This window comes from Streptomyces sp. NBC_01537, from assembly GCF_045040445.1.
GTDB lineage: Bacteria > Actinomycetota > Actinomycetes > Streptomycetales > Streptomycetaceae > Actinacidiphila.
In genome coordinates this window covers 113,716-136,657 of the sequence record NZ_CP109392.1, presented here as the reverse complement: position 1 = coordinate 136,657, position 22,942 = coordinate 113,716, and the positions used below count along the sequence as shown (strand labels likewise).

The 22,942-nt window shown below is 68.4% G+C and carries 23 protein-coding genes and 2 pseudogenes; 16 read left to right on the top strand and 9 right to left on the bottom strand.

The genetic code is table 11. The features are described from left to right. Window positions 1-428: 428 nt before the first annotated feature. Window positions 429-1,553 carry a transaldolase gene (gene tal / locus OG607_RS00635; protein WP_405717328.1) on the top strand — a complete coding sequence of 375 codons (1,125 nt, stop codon included), beginning with the start codon at window positions 429-431 and terminating at the stop codon, window positions 1,551-1,553. Window positions 1,554-1,555: 2 nt separating this feature from the next. Then, a complete protein-coding gene (locus OG607_RS00630) occupies window positions 1,556-2,806 on the top strand; it encodes an NAD(P)/FAD-dependent oxidoreductase (RefSeq protein WP_405717327.1) in 1,251 nt (416 codons plus the stop codon). A 163-nt stretch (window positions 2,807-2,969) separates the two neighbouring features. On the opposite strand, the gene OG607_RS00625 is transcribed toward OG607_RS00630, so the two are convergent. Continuing rightward, window positions 2,970-3,779: a uracil-DNA glycosylase gene (locus OG607_RS00625; RefSeq protein WP_405717325.1), complete on the bottom strand. Its 810-nt coding sequence runs from the start codon at window positions 3,777-3,779 to the stop codon at window positions 2,970-2,972. 301 nt (window positions 3,780-4,080) lie between these two features. Here OG607_RS00625 and OG607_RS00620 point away from each other — a divergent pair, with 301 nt between their 5' ends. Both OG607_RS00620 and OG607_RS00615 read left to right on the top strand, forming a co-directional pair. Further along, the gene (locus OG607_RS00620; RefSeq protein ID WP_405717322.1) at window positions 4,081-4,578 is read left to right on the top strand and encodes a VOC family protein; all 498 of its coding nucleotides are present in this window, start codon (window positions 4,081-4,083) and stop codon (window positions 4,576-4,578) included. Window positions 4,579-4,621: 43 nt separating this feature from the next. Further along, window positions 4,622-4,984: a DUF488 domain-containing protein gene (locus tag OG607_RS00615; protein WP_405717319.1), complete on the top strand. Its 363-nt coding sequence runs from the start codon at window positions 4,622-4,624 to the stop codon at window positions 4,982-4,984. 960 nt (window positions 4,985-5,944) lie between these two features. Here the strand turns inward: OG607_RS00615 and OG607_RS00610 are convergent. From OG607_RS00610 to OG607_RS00590, 5 genes are all read right to left on the bottom strand, one after another. After that, complete coding sequence (locus OG607_RS00610; RefSeq protein WP_405717317.1) at window positions 5,945-6,826, bottom strand: LLM class F420-dependent oxidoreductase; 882 nt, start codon at window positions 6,824-6,826, stop codon at window positions 5,945-5,947. A gap of 171 nt (window positions 6,827-6,997) precedes the next feature. After that, window positions 6,998-7,510 carry a MaoC/PaaZ C-terminal domain-containing protein gene (locus tag OG607_RS00605; RefSeq protein ID WP_405717314.1) on the bottom strand — a complete coding sequence of 171 codons (513 nt, stop codon included), beginning with the start codon at window positions 7,508-7,510 and terminating at the stop codon, window positions 6,998-7,000. Window positions 7,511-7,625: 115 nt separating this feature from the next. Next, window positions 7,626-9,185 (bottom strand): carotenoid oxygenase family protein, encoded by a 1,560-nt coding sequence (locus tag OG607_RS00600; RefSeq protein ID WP_405717311.1) that lies wholly within the window; start codon window positions 9,183-9,185, stop codon window positions 7,626-7,628. 119 nt (window positions 9,186-9,304) lie between these two features. Continuing rightward, complete coding sequence (locus OG607_RS00595; protein ID WP_405717308.1) at window positions 9,305-9,727, bottom strand: MarR family winged helix-turn-helix transcriptional regulator; 423 nt, start codon at window positions 9,725-9,727, stop codon at window positions 9,305-9,307. Between the two features lie 175 nt (window positions 9,728-9,902). Further along, window positions 9,903-10,877: an amidohydrolase family protein gene (locus OG607_RS00590; protein WP_405717306.1), complete on the bottom strand. Its 975-nt coding sequence runs from the start codon at window positions 10,875-10,877 to the stop codon at window positions 9,903-9,905. Window positions 10,878-10,954: 77 nt separating this feature from the next. Between OG607_RS00590 and OG607_RS00585 the strand changes: the two genes are divergently transcribed. The 3 genes from OG607_RS00585 (at window position 10,955) to OG607_RS00575 (ending at window position 13,098) form a co-directional block, all read left to right on the top strand. After that, a complete protein-coding gene (locus tag OG607_RS00585) occupies window positions 10,955-11,584 on the top strand; it encodes a TetR/AcrR family transcriptional regulator (RefSeq protein ID WP_405717303.1) in 630 nt (209 codons plus the stop codon). A 201-nt stretch (window positions 11,585-11,785) separates the two neighbouring features. Beyond that, window positions 11,786-12,655: a hypothetical protein gene (locus tag OG607_RS00580; protein ID WP_405717300.1), complete on the top strand. Its 870-nt coding sequence runs from the start codon at window positions 11,786-11,788 to the stop codon at window positions 12,653-12,655. Beyond that, window positions 12,550-13,098, top strand: coding sequence for a hypothetical protein (locus tag OG607_RS00575; RefSeq protein ID WP_405717297.1), 549 nt, complete (start codon window positions 12,550-12,552; stop codon window positions 13,096-13,098). Before OG607_RS00580 ends, OG607_RS00575 begins: the two co-directional genes overlap by 106 nt. A 256-nt stretch (window positions 13,099-13,354) precedes the next feature. On the opposite strand, the pseudogene OG607_RS00570 reads toward OG607_RS00575, so the two are convergent. Beyond that, window positions 13,355-13,735, bottom strand: a pseudogene (locus tag OG607_RS00570) (transposase family protein); the annotation flags it as partial. Window positions 13,736-13,845: 110 nt separating this feature from the next. Here OG607_RS00570 and OG607_RS00565 point away from each other — a divergent pair. The 5 genes from OG607_RS00565 to OG607_RS00545 all read left to right on the top strand — a co-directional run bounded on the left by OG607_RS00565 (window position 13,846) and on the right by OG607_RS00545 (window position 17,477). Beyond that, the gene (locus tag OG607_RS00565; protein WP_405717295.1) at window positions 13,846-14,238 is read left to right on the top strand and encodes a hypothetical protein; all 393 of its coding nucleotides are present in this window, start codon (window positions 13,846-13,848) and stop codon (window positions 14,236-14,238) included. Window positions 14,239-14,391: 153 nt separating this feature from the next. Then, window positions 14,392-15,213 (top strand): S1 RNA-binding domain-containing protein, encoded by an 822-nt coding sequence (locus OG607_RS00560; protein WP_405717293.1) that lies wholly within the window; start codon window positions 14,392-14,394, stop codon window positions 15,211-15,213. A gap of 321 nt (window positions 15,214-15,534) precedes the next feature. Then, complete coding sequence (locus tag OG607_RS00555) at window positions 15,535-16,011, top strand: hypothetical protein (protein WP_405717290.1); 477 nt, start codon at window positions 15,535-15,537, stop codon at window positions 16,009-16,011. Next, on the top strand, window positions 16,008-17,087 hold the full coding sequence (locus OG607_RS00550) for a hypothetical protein (RefSeq protein ID WP_405717287.1): 1,080 nt from the start codon (window positions 16,008-16,010) through the stop codon (window positions 17,085-17,087). The genes OG607_RS00555 and OG607_RS00550 overlap by 4 nt, the downstream gene beginning before the upstream one ends. 102 nt (window positions 17,088-17,189) lie before the next feature. After that, window positions 17,190-17,477: a hypothetical protein gene (locus OG607_RS00545; protein ID WP_405717284.1), complete on the top strand. Its 288-nt coding sequence runs from the start codon at window positions 17,190-17,192 to the stop codon at window positions 17,475-17,477. Between the two features lie 147 nt (window positions 17,478-17,624). On the opposite strand, the gene OG607_RS00540 is transcribed toward OG607_RS00545, so the two are convergent. Beyond that, a complete protein-coding gene (locus tag OG607_RS00540; RefSeq protein WP_405717282.1) occupies window positions 17,625-18,590 on the bottom strand; it encodes a helix-turn-helix transcriptional regulator in 966 nt (321 codons plus the stop codon). A gap of 92 nt (window positions 18,591-18,682) precedes the next feature. Between OG607_RS00540 and OG607_RS00535 the strand changes: the two genes are divergently transcribed. Both OG607_RS00535 and OG607_RS00530 read left to right on the top strand, forming a co-directional pair. Beyond that, window positions 18,683-19,051 carry a VOC family protein gene (locus tag OG607_RS00535; protein ID WP_266555071.1) on the top strand — a complete coding sequence of 123 codons (369 nt, stop codon included), beginning with the start codon at window positions 18,683-18,685 and terminating at the stop codon, window positions 19,049-19,051. A gap of 71 nt (window positions 19,052-19,122) precedes the next feature. Beyond that, window positions 19,123-20,126 (top strand): annotated as a pseudogene (locus OG607_RS00530) (IS481 family transposase). 14 nt (window positions 20,127-20,140) lie between these two features. On the opposite strand, the gene OG607_RS00525 reads toward OG607_RS00530, so the two are convergent. Then, entirely contained in the window at window positions 20,141-21,070 is a 930-nt protein-coding gene (locus tag OG607_RS00525) for a hypothetical protein (protein WP_405717279.1), read from the bottom strand. Between the two features lie 314 nt (window positions 21,071-21,384). On the opposite strand from OG607_RS00525, the gene OG607_RS00520 reads away from it, so the two are divergent. Both OG607_RS00520 and OG607_RS00515 read left to right on the top strand, forming a co-directional pair. Beyond that, window positions 21,385-22,068 carry a competence protein CoiA family protein gene (locus OG607_RS00520; protein WP_405717276.1) on the top strand — a complete coding sequence of 228 codons (684 nt, stop codon included), beginning with the start codon at window positions 21,385-21,387 and terminating at the stop codon, window positions 22,066-22,068. Then, window positions 22,005-22,766 (top strand): hypothetical protein, encoded by a 762-nt coding sequence (locus tag OG607_RS00515; RefSeq protein WP_405717274.1) that lies wholly within the window; start codon window positions 22,005-22,007, stop codon window positions 22,764-22,766. The genes OG607_RS00520 and OG607_RS00515 overlap by 64 nt, the downstream gene beginning before the upstream one ends. Window positions 22,767-22,942: the final 176 nt, after the last annotated feature.

Sequence of the window (22,942 nt, the reverse complement as noted above, 5' to 3'; positions counted from 1 at the left end):
CAGAGGCCGCCGCGGACGTCAGCCGTCACTCAACGTATGCGCTTCACGGAAGTTGAGCCAGAACCCAAACTCGTCGACAAGTGGTGTCCGTTCCCACCTTCGAAGCCAGGCGGCAAAGATGGCCGCAGCGTCCAGCACGCCAGCAGCACCCAACCCCAGCCCGAAGTGGTTGTCGGTGGGGCAGGCGCGCGTGCCGTCGAGAGCATCTCTGCCTGCGTTTGCCAAATAGGCCCATGGCCAGCAGGCTGAAGTTGATCGCTTTTGTGCAGCGGCGGGATCCAGTGCCCGTCGGTGCGGCCGACTGCGCGGCATGTGACCTCGGTGCTCGTGGACATCCGCAACGTTGGCGTGCACTTTCCCGGGCGGAATCCTCAGGAACGTGACTGGCGGACTTCGCTCCGCCGCGAAGCGGGAAGGAGGACCACGCCGTGAGCGACCCTTTGACTGCGCTCAGTGCCTGCGGGGTCTCGATCTGGCTCGACGATCTGAGCCGGGAACGGCTGGTATCGGGCAGTCTCGCCGGCCTGGTCGCCGACAACCACGTGGCAGGAGTGACCACAAACCCCACCATATTCGCCAAGGCCATCACAGCGGGCGACGCCTATGACGCGCAGCTGCGTGACCTGTCCGTCCGGGGAGTCGAGGCTGGGGAGGCGCTGCGGGCGCTGACGACGTTCGACGTCCGCGCCGCCTGCGACGTGCTGCGGCCGGTCCACGATGCCACGGGCGGGGTGGACGGGCGCGTTTCGATCGAGGTTGACCCGCGCCTTGCCCACGACACCTCGGCGACCATCGCCGAGGCACGGGCCCTGTGGTGGCTGGTCGACCGGCCTAATCTGTTCGTCAAGATCCCGGCCGCCCGTCAAGGGCTGCCGGCGATCGCCGCGTGCCTCGCCGAGGGGATCAGCATCAACGTCACGTTGATCTTCTCCCTGTCTCGCTACGACGCGGTCATGGATGCCTTCCTCGACGGGATGGAATGCGCCCGGCAGGCCGGCTATGACCTCTCTTTGCTCGGCTCAGTGGCTTCGTTCTTCGTCTCCCGCCTTGACGCCGAGGTCGACGTGCGGCTGGACAAGATCGGGACGGCGGAGGCCGCCGGGCTGCGCGGCCGAGCCGCGCTCGCCAATGCCCGACTCGCGTATCAGCACTACGAGCAGGTCTTCTCCTCGCGACGCTGGGAAGCGTTGCGCGATGCCGGTGCCCGCCCGCAGCGGCCGCTGTGGGCCTCGACTTCGACCAAGGATCCGGCCTACCCGGACACGCGTTATGTGGTCGACCTGGTTGCGCCTGGTGTGGTCAACACCATGCCCGAGGCCACCCTCCGTGCAGTCGCCGACCATGGCCAGGTGCCGACCGACTCGGTGCGCGGTCACTACGGCGAAGCGCAACAGGCGCTGAATCAACTGGAGGCCCTGGGCATCGATTACGACGATGTGGTGCAGAAGCTTGAGGACGAGGGCGTGGCCGCGTTCGACGCGAGTTGGGACCGGCTGCGCGAGCAGCTGTCCGCCACCCTGCGCGCACAGTCCGCAGGGCAGCAGAGGAGCTGACTATGGCCTCGGACACGACGTACCTGATCGTCGGAGCGAGCCTGGCGGGGGCCAAGGCCGCGCAGACCTTGCGCGAGGAGGGCTTCGAGGGTCGGATCGTGCTGGTCGGCGAGGAGAACGAGCGCCCCTACGAGCGGCCGCCGCTCTCGAAGGGCTATCTGCTGGGTAAGGCTGAGCGGGAGGAGATCTACGTCCACCGGCCCCAGTGGTACGCCGAGCACGATGTCGACCTGCGCCTTGGTGTCACGGTCACCAGCGTGGACCCGGCCGCCCACGAAGTGACCTTCGCGGACGGCAGTCGCCTGGGCTACGCAAAGCTGCTGCTGACCACCGGCTCCTCGCCGCGCCGCCTGCCGGTCCCTGGCGTCGACCTCGACGGCGTGCTCTACCTGCGCCGGCTCGAAGACAGCAACCGCATCAAGGAGGCTTTCGGGGCCGCATCCCGGATCGTGGTGATCGGGGCAGGCTGGATCGGCCTGGAGACCGCGGCCGCTGCCCGCGCCGCCGGTGTCGAGGTGACCGTGTTGGAGATGGCAGAGTTGCCGTTGCTTCGGGTGCTGGGCCGCGAGGCCTCCCAGATCTTCGCCGACCTGCACACTGACCACGGGGTCGACCTGCGCTGCGGTGTCCAGGTGGCCGAGATCACCGGCACCGACGGACACGCCAGCGGCGTGCTGCTGGCTGACAGCAGCCGCATCGAGGCCGACGCGGTCATCGTCGGCGTCGGGATCACCCCCAACAGCCGACTCGCCGCGGCCGCGGGCCTCGACGTCGACAACGGCATCCGCGTCGACGCCCATCTGCGCTCGTCCGACCAGGACATTTACGCGGCCGGCGACGTTGCCAACGCCTTCCATCCTCTGCTCGGCAAGCACATCCGGGTCGAGCACTGGGCCAACGCCCTGCACCAACCGCAGGTCGCGGCCAAGGCGATGCTGGGCCAGGACGTGACCTACGACCGTGTGCCGTACTTCTTCACCGACCAGTACGACCTGGGCATGGAGTACACCGGCTACGTCGAACCCGGCGCCTACGACCAGGTGGTCTTCCGCGGCGGAACCAGCACCCGTGAATTCATCGCGTTCTGGCTCGCCCACAGTCGGGTACTGGCCGGGATGAACGTCAACGTCTGGGACGTCACCGACCTGATCCGCGCCCTGGTGACCTCCGGCCGAGCAGTTGACGCAAAGAAGCTCGCCGACCCCGGCGTGCCCCTGACAGACCTGCTCGACCACACCGACGGGACCGGGTGATACCGGAGGGGCGCCCTCAGGTGACAGCCACACCTCCAGAGCGGGTCCTGTTTACGCCGGTGCCGGACAGGCACCGGCGTAAACAGGGTCGTGCCTGACGTGACGGCCGCCCAGCCTGCGCCGCGTACCGCCCCCCGCGAGCGCCGTCCACAGGGCAGGGCGGTCATTCGCGGGGGGGCCTGAGCGGTCCGGGCGACAGCCCAGCGGCCTCGGCGGCCGCGCCGAGCACCGTGCGCAGCATGGCCGGGGTGAGGCGGCCGGTGGAGATGTTGCGCGGGCTGACGTGGTAGCAGCCGAACAGGCTCAGAGGGCTACCGGCGTCGGCCGCCCGCAAACTGACCCGCGCGCCGTGGCCGAATACCGGGCGGGGGCGGGGCACCGACCAGTCGGCAGCCTCCAGGGCCGGCAGTGCGGCGAGCCAGCCGAAGCCACCAAGGACGACGATGGAACGCATGGTCGGCTGCAGCAAGCGCAGTTCCCGCTCCAGCCATGGCCGGCAGGTGTCCCGCTCACGGGCTGTGGGCCGGTTGGCCGGAGGGGCGCAGTGCACGGGATTGGTGACCCTGACGCCGTAGAGTTCCAGCCCGTCGCCCAGCCGTACAGAGGTCGGCTGCGAGGCCAGGCCGAGGGTGTGCAAGGCGGCGTACAGGACGTCCCCGGAGCGGTCGCCGGTGAATATCCGGCCGGTGCGGTTGCCGCCATGGGCTGCCGGTGCCAGGCCGATGATCAGCAGGGCGGCGTCCGAGGGCCCGAATCCGGGTACGGGCCGACCCCAGTACTCCCAGTCGCGGAACTCGTTGCGCTTGACCCGAGCCGCTTCCTCGCGCCACTCGACCAGGCGCGGGCAGGCGCGACAGCCCGTCATCAGCGCGTCCAGTCCCGCCACGTCGCAGGCCCCGGGAGCCGCTACAGCCGGGAACGCAGGGTCCTCGACGGTCGCCGACGGGCCGGCCAGAGGGACCTTGCGCACCATGCCGCCTCCCCCCGTCACCTGTGCCCCGGCATACGCCACAGCCCGTTGGATGAGCGGCCGCGGGCTAAGAATGCGTCCACTAAGCGGTGTAATACCCCAAATGCGGTTACTTGCATCAGTAGGGAGACAGGTCAGTAGCCGGGCATTCAGGTGACAGCCCCCCGCTGGCACTCCCGTGTGTGGGGAGTGAGCCTGGAAAGGACTCGGCACGGACCAGCAGTCCTGGAGGCGCCATGTACAGCAAGATCACCATCGCGGGCCATCCAATTCGTACTGCGGTCGAAAGCGGAATGGTCCTTTAATGGCGCATCCACATGAAGCGGCGCCCTCCGGCCCGCGCAGTGCTCCGCTCCCGGCGGATTCGGAGCCGGCCGGTAGCGGACCGGATACGCGCGGGCCCCGGCTGGCCTCGGTCGTGTTGTTCGTCCACGACCACGACGAATCGGCGGGCTTCTATCAGGACCTGCTGAAAATGGAGGTCACGGTCCGCACCGCCACTGCCGCGCTGCTCGTGGGCCGGAACGGCTTCCAGGTGTACCTACGCACCGTGGGCCCGAAAGCCGCCCACCCGGTGGGCCACCTCGGTGCGCAGTACGTGATCTGGACGGCGGACGGCCCCGACGACTTCCAGCGGTGCGAGCGCGTGCTCAGAGCCCAGTCCGACCATGTGTACACCAGGCACGGCGAGGGCTTCACCCTCATCGAGGGCCGGGATCCCAGCGGCCTGCCGGTGCTGGTGGCCTATCCGGGGCCGGACGAAGTGGCCCGCCTCGAGATCATCGCTCGTTACCACGTGTGATGCCGGAAGAAGCGGAGCACGCATCTCACCAGGAGGTCCCTCCATGGCACGCAAGAGGACGGTGCACGTCCGCAGGGTCTACGAGGCTCCGGCGCAGGCTGACGGCGCCAGAGTGCTGGTCGACCGGGTCTGGCCCCGGGGAATGGCCAAGGAGAAGGCCCACCTCGACGAGTGGTGCAAGCAGGTCGCACCCTCCACGGAGCTGCGCAAGTGGTACAGCCACGACCCGGATCGTTTCGCGGAATTCAGCCGCCGCTACCGGACCGAGCTCAAAGATCCCGAACGCGCAGACGTGCTGGCGCACCTGCGCGACCTCGCCAAGGACCGGACCCTGACACTACTCACCGCAACCAAGCATCCCGAGATCAGCGAAGCCGAGGTGCTCGCCGAGCTGCTCCGGGACTGACAAGCGGGGTTAAACGGCACAGGGATGCTCTGCGAGCTCAACTGCGCTGCCGCAGGAGGCAGCGTGAGCTCGTCCAGCGCTCACGCAGAAATCGGTCGATAAAGGAAGCGGTCCAGTGCAGCGAGATGTATGGCAGGGTGAAAAATCCCGTGCCGAGGATTGGCGGGTCGTTTCCGATGCCGTCATGTGCCGCACACTCTGGGGCCGCCCCAAGACGAAGGCTCTCGGCGGAACGGGACGAGTGTCCCGACGAGAGCTGCTCGGGGCCCGCCTACTCCGGGCGGCCCGGCCCCAGGTTCTGTCCGGCGGATCATTCCAGGCCACAATGGCTCGTCAGTGCAGATGGGCGTGCCAGGCACCGCGCGCCGGCATGATCCCGCGAGACAGCCATAGTCGTCGAGGAGGGCGTTCGAACCCTCCTCCTGTCTGTCGTGCGCGGCGAGCTGGGCTGAACCCGGGATGCGCAGGCGATTCGATGGGCGGACAGGGCGCGGACGGTGGTTTTCTCCGGGACCGAGCGGCTGGCGGGGTGTCTATGCGGGTGCTGGATGGATGAGGCGCCGTGGAAGATGAGTGAGGCGGTTTTATCCGGCGAGGCGGTGACCGGTGCCGTGGCTGTCGTGGCGTTCACAGAGCTTCCTTTCGCGACCGCGCCGCACGCGTGGTGCGGCGCGGTCGCGGACTGGCCCTGCCAATGTCGGCCCCGAAGCACGCCGGCACCGAGGATCCGCTGGCGAGTAGTGAAAACCGCCATTTGCTCCACACATGCGCGGAACCTGCGTCAGCGCCGGCGGTGCGATGTGCCAGGTACCTCGTCCGCCCCCTCCGGCCGTCGCCCGCCCACCGCGACAGCTGGTCGTACACGTCGTGCATGGTCAGCGGGGCAGCCGGTCCTGCCAGCGCCCGGTCGCGGGGCCGACGACCCCGGTGCGTGGCGAACTCCCGGTTCCCTGGGCCGTTTCAGCCCAGTTCGGCCAGTCGTCGTACGGCCGGGGCGGCGAAGGTCTCCATCCAGCGCGACGTGGCGCCCAGGTGCGGCGAGATGATTACCGTGTCGATGCCGAGCTTGGTGTACGGCTCGATGTCACGGGTGAAGGCGTCCAGGTCCTCTTCGGTGGCGGCGGCTCCCGAGTACGTGATGGTCCGTCGGATGGCGTCGCAGGCGCGGTCTGCCTCATCGCAGTGCCTGCACAGCACGGTCAGCTTGTGCGCGACGTCCTCGGGCGAGGTGGCGAACAGGTTGCATGCGTCGGCGTACCGGGCGACGAGCCGCAGGGTCTTCTTCTCACCGCCGCCGCCGATCATGACCTCGGGGTGCGGGCTGCTGACCGGCGGCGGGACGCACAGGGTTTCGGCGAGTTGGTAGTAGCGGCCCTCGAAGGGCCCGTTGTTGTCGGGGTTCCACATCTGCAGGCAGATCCGCAGGGTCTCCTCCAGCCGCTCGAAGCGCTCCGCGAGTGGTGGGTAGGGCACGCCCAGGCCGTGGTGTTCGCGGTCGTACCAGGCCGCGCCGATGCCGAGGGTGGCGCGGCCGCCGGACAGCACGTCGAGCGTGGTGGCGATCTTGGCGAGAAGCCCTGGGTGGCGGTACGTCACCCCGGTGACCAGCGCGCCCAGTCGCACCGTGGAGGTGTGGGCGGCCAGGTAGGCCAGGGTCGTGCAGGCCTCCAGCATGGGCGCCTCGGCGCCGCCGTTGAATTCCATCTGGAAGTAGTGGTCCATGACCGACAGCCGGCTCACGCCTGCCGCCTCCGCCGCGGCTCCCGCGGCGGCCAGCTCGGCACGCAGGGCGCCACCGCCCTGCGGGTGGTCGAACCGGTTGATGTGTACACCCACGTGCATGTCCGTCTCCGTTCGATTCATTGACGGGCCGTGGCCGACCCCGCGAAGCTCGCTTACGACGTCGTGGCGCGCCGGCCCTCGCCCTGTCGTGCGCAAGTGGCCGTGACCGACGCCGCCCGCCGGTCGCGGCAGGTCGACGAGGAGCGCGCATGGGTGGCCGGCCCGTCCCGCTCACCGGTGGCGTACCGGTCTGTCAAGCCGCCCCACTTCGGTCCCGCCCATCGGCCGGTGCTCCCAGAGCGTCTCGCCCTGGACCTCCATGACGACGGTGCCGGAGTCGTTGGTGAGGGTGCCCCGGCTGCGGACGACGGCGGTGCTGTCGTCGCGGGGGCGGACCTCCACGATTTCCATCGTGCCGTGCAGCACGTCCCCGGGCCGGACCGGCGCCCGCATGCGCAGGGAGTCGATCTCCCGGCCGGCGATGAGGGCGGCGCGTGAGAACACGGCGTCCACCGAGAGGCGCTGCAGGACCGCCGCGGTGTGGAAACCGCTGGCGATGAGGCCCCCGAAGCGGCTCGCGGCCGCCGCGCCCTCGTCCGTGTGCAGAGGCAACGGGTCGAAGCGACGGCCGAAATCGAGGATCTCCTCCTTGGAGACCTTGGTGCTGCCCAGGTCGAACACGGCCCCGGCGTGAAGGTCCTCGGCGTACAGCCGCACGGCACTCACCGCCGATCCGACGTCCACGCGAGCCCTCCCAGACCTTGGCGCGGGCTGCACCGGTGGATGTGCGTGCCGAGTCGCATGCGGGTCTCCGTTCGTCCTGTCTTGGCGGTCGTTGATGATCTCTGGCGCTCGCCGGCTACGAGGCGAGGGTGGCGATCTCCGCGGTGTCCAGCCATATGGCGTGGACACCGAACGGCACGCGCTGTGGCAGATGCAGCCGGGCCAGCTCGGTCATGGTCCTGGCGTCGATGACGATGAGTTCGGCGCGGTGGGCGTCCATGAGCAGGTCGAGGAGGTAGCCGTCGTCCTCGCTGCTCGCCGCGCGCCTGGGAACGAACAGGGCCTCGCCGCCGTACATGTCGCCGTAGTCGAGGTAGCCGAGTTCCTTCTCCTCGATGAGGTCGTACTTCAGGACCCCCTTGCCCATGTAGCCGTCGCCGTGCTCGTCGAGCAGGTAGCAGTAACGGCTGGTCCTTCCGACGTGGTTCAGATTGAGGCTGGGCCGCTCGTAGCCGTGGTGGATCAGCAGCCGGTCGTCGGTGACCTCCCCGCTGTCCAGGTCCAGTACCCAGGTCTTGACCTGGGCGGGCGGTTCCTCGGGGGTGTGGAGCGCAACGCTCGACGGATAGGACGGGAAGACCGGGGAGTAGAGCACGATCTCCCGGGAACCGTACGTGCCTTGGCGCTCCCAGGCGTTGATGACGTGCCAGATGGTGCCCGCTTGGCCGGTGGTGAACCAGCGCACCTCGGTGTCCGGTCCGAAGTCGCGGGGGACCACGCCCCACCGCAGCCGGTGGCCGGGGTCGTGGCGGAAGGCGCTGCCCTCCGGGCCGAGCAGACCGCCAGGGTCCCGGCGCATGGAGATGTCGGGGAACACGAGGTGGTTCTCGGTCAGGAAGAAGTCGTGCAGCCAGCCCATGTGGCCCGTGCGCGACCTCTGCCGGTGCACGACCTGCTGTGCCGCGAGTTCACCCTTGTGGATCAGCCCGGCGATGATCTGTCCGGACGGCTCGACGCTGACGTTGTACACGTCGCCGTTGTCCGGGTTGATGCGCGGGTGCGCGGAGAACGGGCCTTCCCATTCCCCCGCCCACGTCTCCAGCCGGCCGTGGCCGTCCACGATCAGCCGGCCGTTCTCGACGTGCGTGGCGAGAACGAACGCGTAACCCGTTTCCTGAAGGCAGTACAGGCGGCCGTGGTGGTACCGGATCGAGGTGGACCCCGGGGTCCTTTCGAAGGGGCCGAGGGCGGGGATCAGCCCCTGGCGGATCTTCTCCTCCACCAGGGCGATCCGGTCCGCGCCCGGCCTTCCGGAGATCAAGTCGGAGAACTCCGGGTACAACTCCCGGCCGGCGGCACGCTCGGCCTCGAACCGAGGGGTGCGGACGTAGGAGTTGCCGTATGTGGCGCTCCCCGATGAGATCTGGATCTGGTGGACCATCCCGGCGCCCGAGAAGGCGTGGAGCCGGACATGGCCGCCGTCGAACTGGGGGTTGGTGCCGTTGCGCAGGTACGCGCCTTCCAGGTCGGCGGGCAGCTCACCGGTCACCCGGACCGGAGCGTGGGTCAGTTCCCTGCGCACCGGCTGGTAGCCCGGAACGTTGTACACGCTTTCCCGGTTGTGATTCTCCAGATCCAGTGCGGCGTCGATGCGCCGTTCTTCTTCCTCGATCGCGGAGTCGGACGCGACGGTCATGAGGTCACTCCTTGTCGCCGGGCGGCCAGGAGGGATTGGCCTTGCTGAGATCAGGCTGTGGAGGGCGGCGACTGAACCGGTCCGGCGCCGCGACTGACGTCCGGGGCATGGCCCGGACGTCAGTCGAGTTCGGTGACGAACCGCCGGAGCAGGCGGCCGAACGTCTCGACGTCCTCGTCCGGCCACTGGCCGAGCCGCTCCTGGAGTCCCTTGCGCTGGTGCTGCCTCACATGGGCGAGGCAGGCGTGGCCGGCGTCGGTGAGTTCCAGCAGCTTGGTCCTGGGCCGAGAAGGATGGGCCACCCGGCGTAGCAGGCCGTCTTCTTCCAACTGAGACAGCTGACGGCTGACGGTGGACTTCTCCAAGCCGTACCGCTCCGCCAGGTCGGAGGCGGTGGGGAGGGGGAAGGTGCCCACATACGACAGCATCGTGTAAGCGACGAAGGACAAGTCGTCGTACATGCTGTTCGCCCGCACCCGGGAATTGCGGGAAAACAGGATGATCGCCTCATGGATCACATCAAGGGGGTCCTGTGCTGTCATAGCGCCATCATCGAGTTGTATGAAGCAACTGTCAAGGTTGTATCGCGCAACTCTGGTTTGGTCGCTCTCCGTCGGCCACATGCGGTGTCGCCGGACTGGATGAACTGGTCGAAGGCCCGTGGCTCCTCGCCGGCCTCGACCACGGGGGCGAGCCCGGTTGCGGGTGCGGTTCAAGTCAGGCTGCTGTGATGGCGCCGCGGTGGCGCTGTGCGGCTGCGGGAAAGAGGTCGAAGGCGCGCTGGCCCAGTGCTTCGACTTCTTGTGGAGTGAGGACGCGGGAGTTCTGGAGCGCGTCGATGTTGCGTTTCATGTTGCTCTCGTTCGAGCAGGGGACTCCGGCGTCGGCGCCGTAGACGAAGTGGTCGCGGGGCACCATCGTGACTGCTGCGGCGAGGTTGGCGTCTGTGCCGGCCGCGGCGGTGTCGAGGTAGAGCTTTGCCAGGTCGGTGCGGATGTCATCGGCGGTCAGGCCCAGTGGGTTGAATACGTACGCCTCCGCCCCGAGCAGCCCGAGGCGGCCGGAGAGCGCGGGCAGGGCGCCGCCGCAGTGGGCGAGGACGACCGTGAGACGGGGGTACCGGCGGAAGAATCCTGTGTAGAGGAGGTCCACGACGGTCCGGGTGGTCTCGAACGGCAATTCGACCAGGACGCTGGTCTGCCGGAACGTGGGCGGTACGGCGCTGGGATGGATGAACAGCACGGCCGAGCGCCGGTCGAGTTCCTCCCACACCGGCGCCAGGCGCGGGTCCCCGAGCGGGACACCTGAGCGACGGGTGGTCAGCAGGTAGCCGTCAGGGTGTGTTTCCGTGTCGCCGCGCGCGATCTCGGCCAGAGCCGCGTCCGGGTCGTCGGTGGGCAGGCCGGCGAGCAGGCCGAAGCGGCCAGGGTGGTCGGCGACGAGCTGGGCGCCGTAGTCGTTCCAGGCGCGCAGCTGCGGCAGCGGGGAATCGACGGGTACCGGGCTGAGTATCTGCATGGCGATGCCCAGGCGATCCATAGTGGCGAGCATCGTCTCGGGCTGCCAGTGGGGGGGCTCGGGCGCCAGGAGGTGTGCGTCCCTCAGCTGATGCCACTGGGCCTCACGTTCCTCCGCCGTGGTCGGTGGGGTGAAATGCGCGTGGATGTCCACCCAGCCGTTGATCTTGTCCATGATGCGTTCTCCCTCAAATCAAATTGCACTCAGGTGCAACAAGCTTGATGGTTGCACGGGAGTGCAACAATGTCCACATGAGGCAGACGGCGGGCGAGAAGCAGGACGGGAGGACGCGCAATGCCCAGGCCAACCGGGAGCGCGTCTATGCGGCAGCGATCAAGGTGTTCGCCTCGCGCGGCTACGACGCCGCCACGATGGACGAGATCGCGGCAGAAGCCGGGGTGGCGCGACGGACCGCGTTCAATCACTTCCCCGCCAAGGCGGACATCGCCACCGAGTGGGCAGTACGAGGCGGAGAGTCGGCCTTCGCCCTGGCTCGCGACGTCGACCGCACCACCTCTGCCGCAGATCGGGTGCGGGCATATTTCCACGAGCTGGCCCTGATGGCCGAGAGGGACTGGGACGAGACCCGCCAGATGACAACCGGACTGCTGCGCGGACACGGCGTACCGCCCCACCGCTCGCAGCTTTCCGAGGAACTGCGCGACTGGCTGCGTGACTGCCTACGGGAGCGGCCGGGCAACGCACCGACGCCCTCTGCCGATCCCGCCCTGGCCGTAGACGTGCTCTACGACGTCTTCCAGGGCGCACTCATGCGATGGCTGCCCCAAGAGACTGCGCCGCACGGGGCGTTCACGGCCGAGGTGGACGCCGCGATCGCGCTCGTGCTGGCCGGATTCGCGAGTGATGCCGGACACGCATAGACAAATGAGTGTGAGAGATTGCCACCGCCCACGCATCAGCTGGGTGGAAAGCCCGAACCATCGCCCCTGACCAGGCCGGTCTCGCCGCTCGCTACCACCTGCGGCACCTCGGCAGCGCGTGAGGCCGGACGCCCCTACCGGCGTCGGCCGTGCCCGGTGGACAAGGGTTTTTCGTGCACGGGCTGCGGCGGGGTGTGCAACGTGGTGTCCGGTTTCGGGGGCAGCATGCACTACGGCGACGGGGCCAAGCTCAGCCTGCTTCCGTCGGGGCGACGACTGGTCGGCCACCTCGGCGACGACCGAGCCCAGGCGTTGTGCACCACGGCCGTCGAGTGGCTCACCGAACCCCTCGCGACCCGCCCGCATTTGCTGGGTCAGGGACTGTCACCGGCGGCGGTGGGCGCCTTCGAGGCCAACAGCCTGCGCATCCGCGAGTACCCGGTCGCCGTACTGGGCGAGAGCGACCTGCGCCGGGTCATCGAGGGCTGGCACGACCTGCTCGCCCCGGCTGTCGACCTGTGGCACTTATCCGAGCTGACCGGCGCCGAGCCGGATGGCACCGGGCTGCGGCTCCAGGTGCGTACCGGCGACGGCGTACGGCAACTGCACACCGATCACCTGGTGCTCGCCACCGTCCGCCGGGGCGTCACCTCCACCACGGCCCTGCTCGACGAGCTGGGGGTGGAGCAGCAGGACCCCGACATCTCCGTCGGTGTTCGCTTCGAGATGGCGGCCGGACTGCTGCGGGCGATCGGTGACGAGCACCCCGACCTGAAAATCACCCAGCTCGGCAGCGTCCCGGTCAAGACCAAGACGTTCTGCTTCTGTGGCGGGCCGAACGGCAGCCGCATCAAGTTCACCAACTACGAGGGCAGCTTCGGCGACCCGGTGATCACCCTGGACGGGCACGAGACCACCGAACGCCCCACCGGCGAGCGGGCCCTGTCGGCCAACTTCGGGCTGTTGTGCCAGGCCGGGGGAGTGCCTACCAGGCCCGGGATTCCTTCCTCGCCGCCTACCGCAAGCTCAACGGCGGCCGCCCCGTCGTCCAGGGCCTGCGCAGCTTCCTGAACCGCGCCAGCGAACCCCGGTGGTGGGCCGACCTGGCGGCGCCTTTGCCGTTCAGGCCCTCCGTCCAGGACCTCGTCACCGGCCGGGCCGACCAGCTGTTCACCACCGCCGAGCACGCCAGCCTCGCCGCCGGGTTCCGCCGCCTGATGGACTCCATCCTCAGCCACGTCGGCGACAGCACCGGCTTCGAGGACCTGCTGGACGACGTGCTCGTGGTCGCCCCCGAGATCGAGTTCCTCTGGCCGCAGCCGCAGATCGACGCCACCGGCAAGGTGCCGGGCCTGCCGGTGTACGTGGCCGGCGACGCCGCCGGGATCGCCCAGGGCATCGTGCAGGGCGCCATGATGGGCATCGCCGCCGGCCAGGACATCACCCGCACCCACGCCAGCGCCGACGCGCCGGGCAGACCCGGCCGGGCGCCGGCGGGGGCGACCGGCCGATGACCTCGACTGCGCCCCTGCGCGTTCCCATCGCCGTCCCTGGTGTCCGGTCCGGCAGCCTGGACGACCTGTACCCGGATGCGGCGTGGGATCTGCCGGTCAACCCTGCGCTGCCCGCTCCACGGCTCCCGGACCCGCCGCCCGAACAATCCAATCCCGCCGCCTACCGGGCCCACTACCACCCCTTCATCGTCGAAGAATTCGCCGTCCCCGGTGCGGCCGAGCGCATCGCGGTCATCGACAAGGCCTTCCCGCACAGCCTGTACGACCTCATGCTCCTGGTGGCCCGGGACGACATCGTGCGCACCAGGGTGCCGTCCACGATGAGCACGGTGTCCTTGCGGAACCGCCTGCGGGGCTGCAGGGCAAGCGCGGGGCCGAGGTGGTCGTTGATCCGGTCGGCTGCGGACTTCGATACGCCGAAGAGCGGGGCGAGTTGGCGCATCGTCAAGTTCGTTCGCCAGTAGGCCGACACGAGCAGCACCCGGTCCTCCAGCGGAAGGGACCACGGGCGGCCCTTGCGAACCGGATCTGCACCTTCGCGGCGCAGCGCGGTCACCAGCTTCCCGAAGGAACGCGGGCTCAGCCCGCTGAACGGGACTATCCAGGACGACTCCGACGCCGTGATCACACCAGCCACCACAAGATCGTTTCACGGTGCCCGGCACAACATCGAGAATGCTCCATCCTCTATCCCACGCCCCGCCGGGTCCTGTAGCAACGCCCACAGCCAGTCTCTACAGTCACCGCATGGCCACCGAGGACGAGCACCCAAGTCAGCCCGACATCGCCGCGATGCTCACCGACCAGACGAGCGCCTGCAAGGCAGCACGCGACGCCATCGCCGCCGGCGGCGAGGTAGTGGTCTGGGACAGGGAGGTGCCCCAGTGGATGGTCGCCGGCATCGCTTCAACGAGGCTCAGATGGTCGTTGAAGCGCGGCCTGACGACCCTCGGCCTCGACGAGACCGTTGAGATCCTCGCTCGACACCGCGACGAGCAACTGCGTACCGGAATCATCGACGCAGCAGACCGGTCCTGGTTCTTCACTCTGTACTTCGACGCCACTGGGACCGAGGTCTTGGCGTGCAGCGGTGTCAAACGCTCTCCGAGGCCCAGCACGAAGGACTCGTTCGAGCCCTGAGCTGATCCGCATCCGCATCACCGACCCTCTGCCCGACCGCAGCCGCCACTACCTGCAACATCTCAGCTTCGAGGAGCAGGTCGTGGAGGCAGGCGATGCCGAATCATCTCAACTGCGGCCAGGTGTTACGGGACAAGCCTTAGGCTCACCCCCGTGTCCGATCCAACCGCTGACCCTCGCGTGCAGTCCTTGATCAACCAGCTCCGGCCGGGGGCCGTGAGAACGGTGAGGGTCGCCGGGTTCGACGGAGCGGACGTTTTGGTGCAGCTGGTAGATGTCGAAGGTGAGAAAGCCGAGATCGCTCGGATTCCTCGACAGGAGGCGTCGATGCGTCGGATGGAACATCCATCCGAGCTGTTTGAGGTCGGCCAGGAGATCAACGCCGAAGAGATCGGGCGTTGGCGCGAAGGTCAGCTTCACCTCTCCGCCAGGGCATGCGAGATTCAGGCCTTGCGGTCCTTCCTCCTCGCGTTTGAAGGAGGGCAGGTCGTCGCCGGGACGGTCTCCGAGGTTCACAACTTCGGGGTCTTCGTTCACGTCGATGGCGAACCGGACGGCTCCTGCACCGGCTTCATCCGGGTGCCGGACCTGACATGGGGCTGGATCAACCACCCTTCCGAGGCAGTCGAAGCAGGCCAGCGGATCACCGCTGAGGTGATCATTGCCGAGACTCGAACCGGACAGGTCACGCTCTCGCTGAAGGCTCTGCAGGATGATCCACTCATTCGGTTTGCGGATCAGGTCGGCCGGGTCCTCACCGGGCCGATCATCAAGATCGTTCCTTTTGGTGTGTTCGTGCAGCTTGCTCCCGACGTTGTGGGGTTCCTTCACCTCTCAGAGCTGGCCGACGAGTCGGTCGAGACCCCTGGCAAGCTCGTCGACGAGGGCGAGCTGATCACAGTGGAGGTCACCGAGGTCGACCTCCAGCGTCACCGGGTGCGGTTGAGCGCCGCCGGTGGAGCGGACAGAACCTAGCGAACTGGTGCCAAGAAGACTGTCAACTCGCGGTTGGTCGCAAGAAGCATGCACTCGGTGCCAACAAGCGTGTCCCACCGTCCAGAAACCACCAGCTCGCCGGGCCTCGCTGGTTCCAACTAACGTGTCCAGGCTCACGTGGGTGTCGACAGGTCGACGACTGTGATCATCCGTGTCCGGCTCCTAGACCACGTCACATCGTGCCCGGCAGCGCGGACACCTGAGCCCGGCTGGCCGCAACCATTTCCGCACCTCGCGGGTCACACCTGTGAAGCAGGGCGGGCCGGGATCCTCCCGGCGCGCAGGGAAGGGTCCGGTCGGATGGCACGACGATCACGGGTACGCGCGGTCGCGACGGCGGCGGCGGGCGCGGTGGCGCTGGTGGCGGGGGTGTTCGGCACGGGTCCGGCCCGCGCCGACACGGCGGACGCCGCACGAGGGATGACGGTCCAGTTCGCCGAGCACAAGCTCTTCATCGGGAGGGAGCCGGCGAGCGTGGACCTGTCCTACCGGTGGAAGGTGGCCGGCGGGGGCACGGCACACCACGTCCACCTGACCGTCGACCTGTCCGGAGTGGCCGACTTCGCCGAGACGGCACCGTCGGAGCACTGCAAGGGCAACCTCTGCACGCTGGACCTGGCGTCCGCCACCTCGGACTTCCACGCCATCACGCTGGTGCCGAAGCCCGGTGCGGCCGTCGGCAGCAGCGGCACCGTGACCGTCTCCGGCACGGCGTCGGACGCCACCGTCACCGGCGACCACCTCACCCTGACCAACGGCGCGACGCAGCTGAAGTGAGCGCGTCCGCCGAGCAGCTGCACCAGGTGCCGGGCGACACGCTGACCTTCCCGCTCGACGTGTGGAACAATGGCCAACTCCCGGCGGCCAAGGGGGTGGAGCTGCGGATCGACACCACCGCCGGGCTGCACCTCCAGGGCTCCTGGGCCAACTGCCGCGACGTGCCCGCGAGCGACCGCGGGGGGCACATCGTGCGCGAGACCCTGTGCGACTTCCCCACCCCGGTGGAGCCCGGCCGGCAGTACGCGTTGTCGTCGCCGCTGCGCGTCAAGGTCGGCGACGAGGCCCTGCGCGACAAGATCTTCTACGAATTCACCCCGCTGACCAGCGCCGCCCCGGCGAACGGCCCCGGGACCCCGCTGACCCTGGTCCCGAGGGGCGCGATGCCGTCCGACGGGAACATCGACCCGTACTTCACCACCTACGTCAACAGCGTCAACCACGCCGACTTCGCCGTCACCGGGGACACCGTCACCGGGCGGCGCGGCGGTCACGCCACGCTGCACGCCACGGTGATCGACCGGGGGCCGGCGGTGGTGGAGGACCTCCTCGACGACGACGCCTTCCTCCCGGTCCTCGTCAAGCTGCCGCCGGGCACGAAGGCCACGAAGATCCCGGACAACTGCCAGCCGCCGCCCACGGACGACGGGTCGGACCCCGGCCCCCGGATGGGCCGGTCCTCCTACCAGTGCTACTTCGGCGACCCCGCCCCGGGGGACAGACACGTCCTGTCGTTCACCGTCGCTATCGGCCCCCGTACCCCGGCGGTCTCCACGGGCCAGGTCCGCACGCTGGAGGTCATGAAGGGGCTCGACCCCGACGCCTCCAACGACAGCGCGGCGCTGACCCTGCGGCTGGCGCAGGGCGGCTCCGCGGGCGGCGGTACGCCCGGCGGGTCCGGCTCCGGCGGCGCGGCCGGAGCGTCCGGCTCCGTTTCGGGCGGCCCTTCCGCAGGGTCCGGACCGCTGGCCGACACCGGATTCGGCGGCGGCTGGATCGTCTGGGCGGCCGGCGCGCTGTTGCTGGCCGGTGGTGTGGCCGTAGCGCTCTCCCGACGGTCCCGCGGCGGGAACTGACACGTCGTTCGGGGGTCCGGAGGGGCCCCGGACGGGTCAGGGAGGGAAGCAGTCGGTGATGGTCGCAGCAGCAGCCGCGCCCGCGACTGCGCACGCGACGGCATGCTCTACGCCGACCCAATGCAGCCCGGCACCGGGATCGGGGCTGTGGTCCCCGAGGGCTGGAGCGCGCTCGGTTTCACATCGCCCGGAGCCGGCCTCACTCAGTTCCCGGGGGTCCCGGTCGAGCGCTTCTGCATCCACAACGGCCTTGCGTGCGATACCACGTCGCTTGCGTCGGTCTACGGCTTCCTCACCGGCACACACGGGCTCTACTGGCATGACTGCGATGTCATGGCTCAAACGATCGCCCACGACGGCGGCGACGGGATCTTCTGGTATTCCTCCTGACCCGATGCGGCCCGGCGGCGAGCGTCCGTGGCGGACGGCTTCACGATGCCCGGCGCACCGCCGCGGCCTTCTGCCGATCCCGGGTGTCCCAGAGACGTTCGTCGGGTGAGCGCCGGGTGGGTTCGCCGACCGGCTAGTTGTTGCGGGTCAGGACGTTGGTGACGGCGCATAGTGGTGGGCAAGATTGGTGGCGAGGTCGCGGAGGTGAGCCCTGGCTTCGGTGGGGCCGTGCACAGTGATGGCGCTCCCGAACGGCAGTAGTGCTCGCACGTCCTCCAGATGCAGGAAGCGGATCGTCACCTTGCGGCCGGTGGCGCATTCTTCATGGTCGTCCGGGACGAGTCGTAGGCCAAAGATCCGTTGCGCTCGCTCGATCTGGGTCTGGTCGATGGTGGCGCTGACCTCTATCGCGTGGTTGTGCTCCCACTGATCAATGAGCGCTGCGGCGACGGTGGCCAGGGTCTGGTTCTCGCGGATCCGTCGTGGCTGGTCGGCTTCTTTCCACGTCGTGATCCGTTCGAGTCGGTACATCCGTGGCACTCGGACACAGTCGGCGACGAGGTACCAGATGCCGGCCTTGGCGAGCAGCCCGTAGGGATCCACGACCAGGTCGCGTGGGCCTGACTCGCGTGGGCTGTCGTACTCGATCCGTAGCCGGCGACCTCGCCGCACTGCGCCGATCAGCGAAGCCGGAGTCGTGCCGGAAGCTCGTGCCTGACGCCAGGGACGGCTGTCCACGTGCACTACGTCGGTGAGCGGCAGGAGCTCATGAACTCGACGTGGCTGTGTAGCGGCGATCTTGGAGAGCGCGCGCTGGCTTTCGACCGATGCGTTGAGCTCCGCACGTTGCTTCTCATCCAGCCCGGTGAGCGACAGATGATCACGCTCGCCCGGTGTGAGTCGCGTGAGGTCGAGTCCGGATCCGGGCAGCATGGTCACGCCTCCGAGGCGGCCCCGGTGTGCGGTCACCGGCAGACCGGCGTCGCGGAGCCAGTTCAGGTCTCGGGTGATGGTTCGAAGGGACACTCCGAGCGCTGAGGCGAGTTCCTGGGTGGTCACGGCATCCCTCGATTTGAGGAGCAGCATCAGGGTGAAGAAGCGGTCTGGGGTCACACACCAATTTTTTCAGGAATTGCGACACGATGCGGCGCATATCCCGGTCAGGCTGGTGGATGCGTACCTACGACCTGTGAGAAGGAACAACCATGACCACATCCGTCGTGTCCATCGTCTACGTGAACGACGCTCCCGCCGCAGCTCGTTTCTACGGCGACCTCCTCGGCATGAGCCCCTCGTTCGAGACTTCGGGATACATCACCTTCGACCTCGGGCCAGGCGCTGACCTCGGTCTGTGGTCTGGCCAGTTCGAGGATCTGTCACCGGACGTCCCGCGCACCAGTGAGGTGTGCCTGGCCATCGACGGTGGACGACCCGACGAGCTCAACGCGACCTTTGAGCAGTGGAAGTCCAAGGGGGTCACGATCCTGCGCGAGCCTCATGATGCGGGGTTCGGGCTGACCTTCCTCGCAGCCGATCCTGACGGGAACCGTATCCGCGTCGCACCGAAGGGCTGAAAGGCCGCAATGCGGCAGGCGCGCACGATAGGTGTCGCGCCTGCCGTCGTCTGACGTCGAGAGGACGACGAGTGCCCCACGCGAATGCGCCCCTGAGCGTCGAGGGCCGTAGGCGGCTCGTGAAGCGGTGCCAGACACGTCCCATTGCCCACGTCGCCGCTGAGATGGGTATCTCTCGCGCATGCGCCAGAAAGTGGGTAAATCGCTGGCGGCTACACGGTGATGCGGGATTGCAAGACCGGCCGTCGAGTCCGCACCGGAGTCCGAACGCGACTCCAGCATGGGTCATCGAGCAGATCGAGTCCTGGCGCCGCGAGCTCAAGTGGTCCGCGCAACGGATCACCGACGAACTTGTGAGTATCGGTTTTGTGATCGACCGGCGAACTGTCAGCCGACACCTGACCCGGCTCGGCCTCGGCAAACGCCGCTTCATCGACCCAGGCGGTGAGAACAACCGGAAGCCGGGGAAGATCATCGCCCGCTGGCCCGGACACATGGTGCACCTGGATGTGAAGAAGGTCGGCCGGATCCCTGATGGCGGCGGGTGGCGGATCCATGGCCGGGACAGCGATCAGGCCAAGGTCGCTAGTCGGGCGAAGTCGGCCGGGGCGAAGCGTGGCTACGTCTACCTGCACTCCGTCGTCGATGGTTTCTCACGGCTCGCCTACACAGAACCGCTGGGTGATGAGAGGGCGCGACGGCTGCTGCTTTCCTCGCCCGGGCGAAGGTCTGGTTCGCCGCCCACGGCATCAACCACATCCACCGGGTCGTCACCGACAATGGCGCTTGCTACCGCTCCAGCGACTTCGCCCGCATCGTCGGGCAAGGCACCCGGCATCAGAGAACCAAGCCATACACACCTCGGCACAACGGGAAGGTGGAGCGCTACCAGCGCATCATGGCCGAGGAAGTCCTCTACGCCCGCGAGTTCACCAGCGAGGACGCCCGGTCAGCCGCGATCGCAGTGTGGAACATCCACTACAACTACCACCGGCCGCATAGTGCTGCCGCCGGAAGGCCGCCAGCAGCACGCCTCCGCGAGAGCGTCACCAACGTCGAGCCCTCATACAGCTAGCACGGTGATCCTGGTCATCGCCGCGGCCCCGCCTTCCGGGCCTGGACGGCGCGCTGCCGGATGGCCTCGCCCATCCGGTCTTCCGGATCCGGCGGGGGGAGGTGGCCGGTGATCGCGCGGTACTGCTCGCGGTACCCACGCCTATCGCGTCGCCACCTATCCCGGGCTTTGCAGACCTGGCTGGCGACCAGGGAGGCGCTGATGCCGAGCGTGTCGCCGATCTCGGCGTAGTTGTGCCCGTCGTAGATCATGCGGAACATGTGGCGGATGTGGTCGGGCTGGTCGGCCATGAGCCGGTTGAGGCAGTCGTTGACGAGCAGTTCTTCGTCCTCGAACGGCGAGCCGGTCCACCATGGCGTCAGGCGCACGTTCCAGTCCTCGAAGAGGCCCAGTTCGATGAGCCGCCGGTCACGGTCGGCGGACCACTCCCAGTAGTGGCGGGGAAGTACTGCAGGACGCAGCGGGTGAAGTAGGTCTGCAGGCTCGCGGCGCCGGGCCGCCGTCGGCCGGCGCCGCGGCCCGGCCTCGGGTTCCCAGCGCGGGTTCCATCCGCCGCCGTGCAGCGCCTTCTCGGCGAACACGGGCCAGGCGCCCGCGATCGCGGCAAGGACGAGGCCGATTCGCTCCTCCGCGTTACTGCGCAGGACGTCGGCGTGCCGGCCCTCGATGCGAAACTCTGCGAGGAACGTCGCCGATTCCTGCACGTGCAACACGATGTGACCGTCAGAGCACCAGCCGTTGAGACAGACCATGGCGTACCCCCACAGCCGCTCACGCGTCAGGTCCATCTCATGGCCCCGGAAGCTGGCCCGGCGCAGCCGCTCGACGATCTCGGCGTCCTCGGCGCGCTGCCGCTCTGCCCTGGCGGCCGGATCCTCGTCCGGGACCGCGTGCTCCGCACCGGCCTTCTTGAGCTGTTCGATCATGATTCGTTCAGGTGTCATAAGTCCCTCCCCTGTCATATCGCGTGCCGTTGGCACGACGTAGCGGGATGGGTGAAAAAAGATGACCGGTGATTCCAGAAAAATTGTGAGCCCAATTCGGCGCGTCAATTCGGGCGCGGAACGGTGGTCGCTGGACCCGTCAGCCCCGGACGTCCTGGCTGGTCATCTCGTCGGATAAGCAGGTTGTCCGACGTGATCCCCCTCCGGAGCCGCTTGTCAGCGTCGGTCCGGGACGGGCTGTCAGTGCCGCCTGCTATCTCCTGTTGTGTCATATACGCAGCGGTTTACGCCGGATCGCCCAGGAGATGCGATTCATGCCCTTCACTGCACTGCATCCCGATACCGGGCGTCTCGACGCCACCCAGCCGGACCTCGGAGCCGGTCTGGACTGGGGCCAGGTCTACAAGGCCAGCCCCCGCCTTCCGCTGACCTGTCCCGATTGCGGCTGGAGCGTCCACGCCAAGCGCTCGCCCCGCGGGGTGCCGTACTTCTGCCACGATCCCGGGCGGCCGCGGGAGTGCTCGTTGACGAACGAGTCGTGGGAGCACCACATGCTCAAGCTGGAGATCGCGGGAGCGATCCGTGACGCCGGGTGGTACGCCGAGCTGGAGGTCGCGGCTGCCGACGGCTCGTGGTGGGCCGACGTCATGGCGACCGCACCGGACGGCACTGAGCGCATGGCCTGGGAGGCCCAGCTCTCCGCAATCACCGTCGACGACATCCGGGCGCGCCCCGCCCGCTACCGGGCCGAGGGCATTGCCGTGTGCTGGGTCTCGCCGCACAAGAGGACGTCAAAGTGGATCGGCGCGGTGCCGGCGGTACGGGTCCGCGCGCCCGAAGACAAGGGCCCGTGGATGGCGGACGACGGGATCGCCGGATTCAACTTCGCTGCCGGCAGATGGGCGTTCAAGGAGGAGGAACTGCAGAGAAGTTCGTGCGGTGGGCCGTCCTCGGACAGCTCTCCCCCTGCCGGAGCCTGCCCCGCTACCGCCAGGTGACCCGGGTCATCGACGACCAGTACTGGACCTTCCGCCGCGACCTGTGGTGGACCTCCCGGCAGTCCGCCCGCGCCCAGACAGAGCACGAGGCCATGCGCCAGCGCCAGGAGAAGGCGAAGCAGGCGCGCGAGGCCCGGAAGAAGGAGCAGGAAGCTGCGGCCGCTCTCCGTCGGCAGCGGCTGGAAGAGGCCCGCCGGCTCCGCGCCGCAGAGGAGGCACGGGAGCGCCGAAAGGTCCAGGAGGAGGAGCACCGGGTGTGGATGGAGGAGCAGCAGCGTCTCCACGTGGAGCGGGAGACGCAACGTGCGCGCGAGGCGGCCGAGAAGGAAGAGGCAGCGCGCAGGGCCACGGAAACGGCAAGGGCTTGGTGGGGCCGCCTGTCACGGGTGCCGATCGAGGAACTGTTCTCCACGGTGGCCGACCGCGCGTGGCGTGAGGAGCAGATTCGGGTGACCGTTCCCGAGAATCCCGCCATGGCCCCCAACTTCGCGTACGGCGTCCCGGTTCACTCCGAGGGGCGGCTCACCGCGCTGTACGGCATCGTCCGCCCGTGCCCCAAGCTTGTCTCCCGCTCGCCGCAGCTGTCGTCCCAGCGCGTCTTCGCCCGCAACGCCCAGGAGGCTCGCGAGCTGGCGGTGGTCACCGGGCGCATCACACACTTCGACCTGCCCGACCATGAACAGCTCCCCCAGTGCTGATCAGCCGATTCCCATGGTGCAGCAGAGCGGGAAATCCCACGCTACTGCACCGTGCACACAGCGATGCTGAGGCTCCGCGTGTCAGTTGGCGGCGTTCGCCAACTGACACGCTGGGGCCTTGAAAGTCGTCCGCCCAAGCCAGATACGAGGCACGCGATCACCCACCTGGCGTCGAC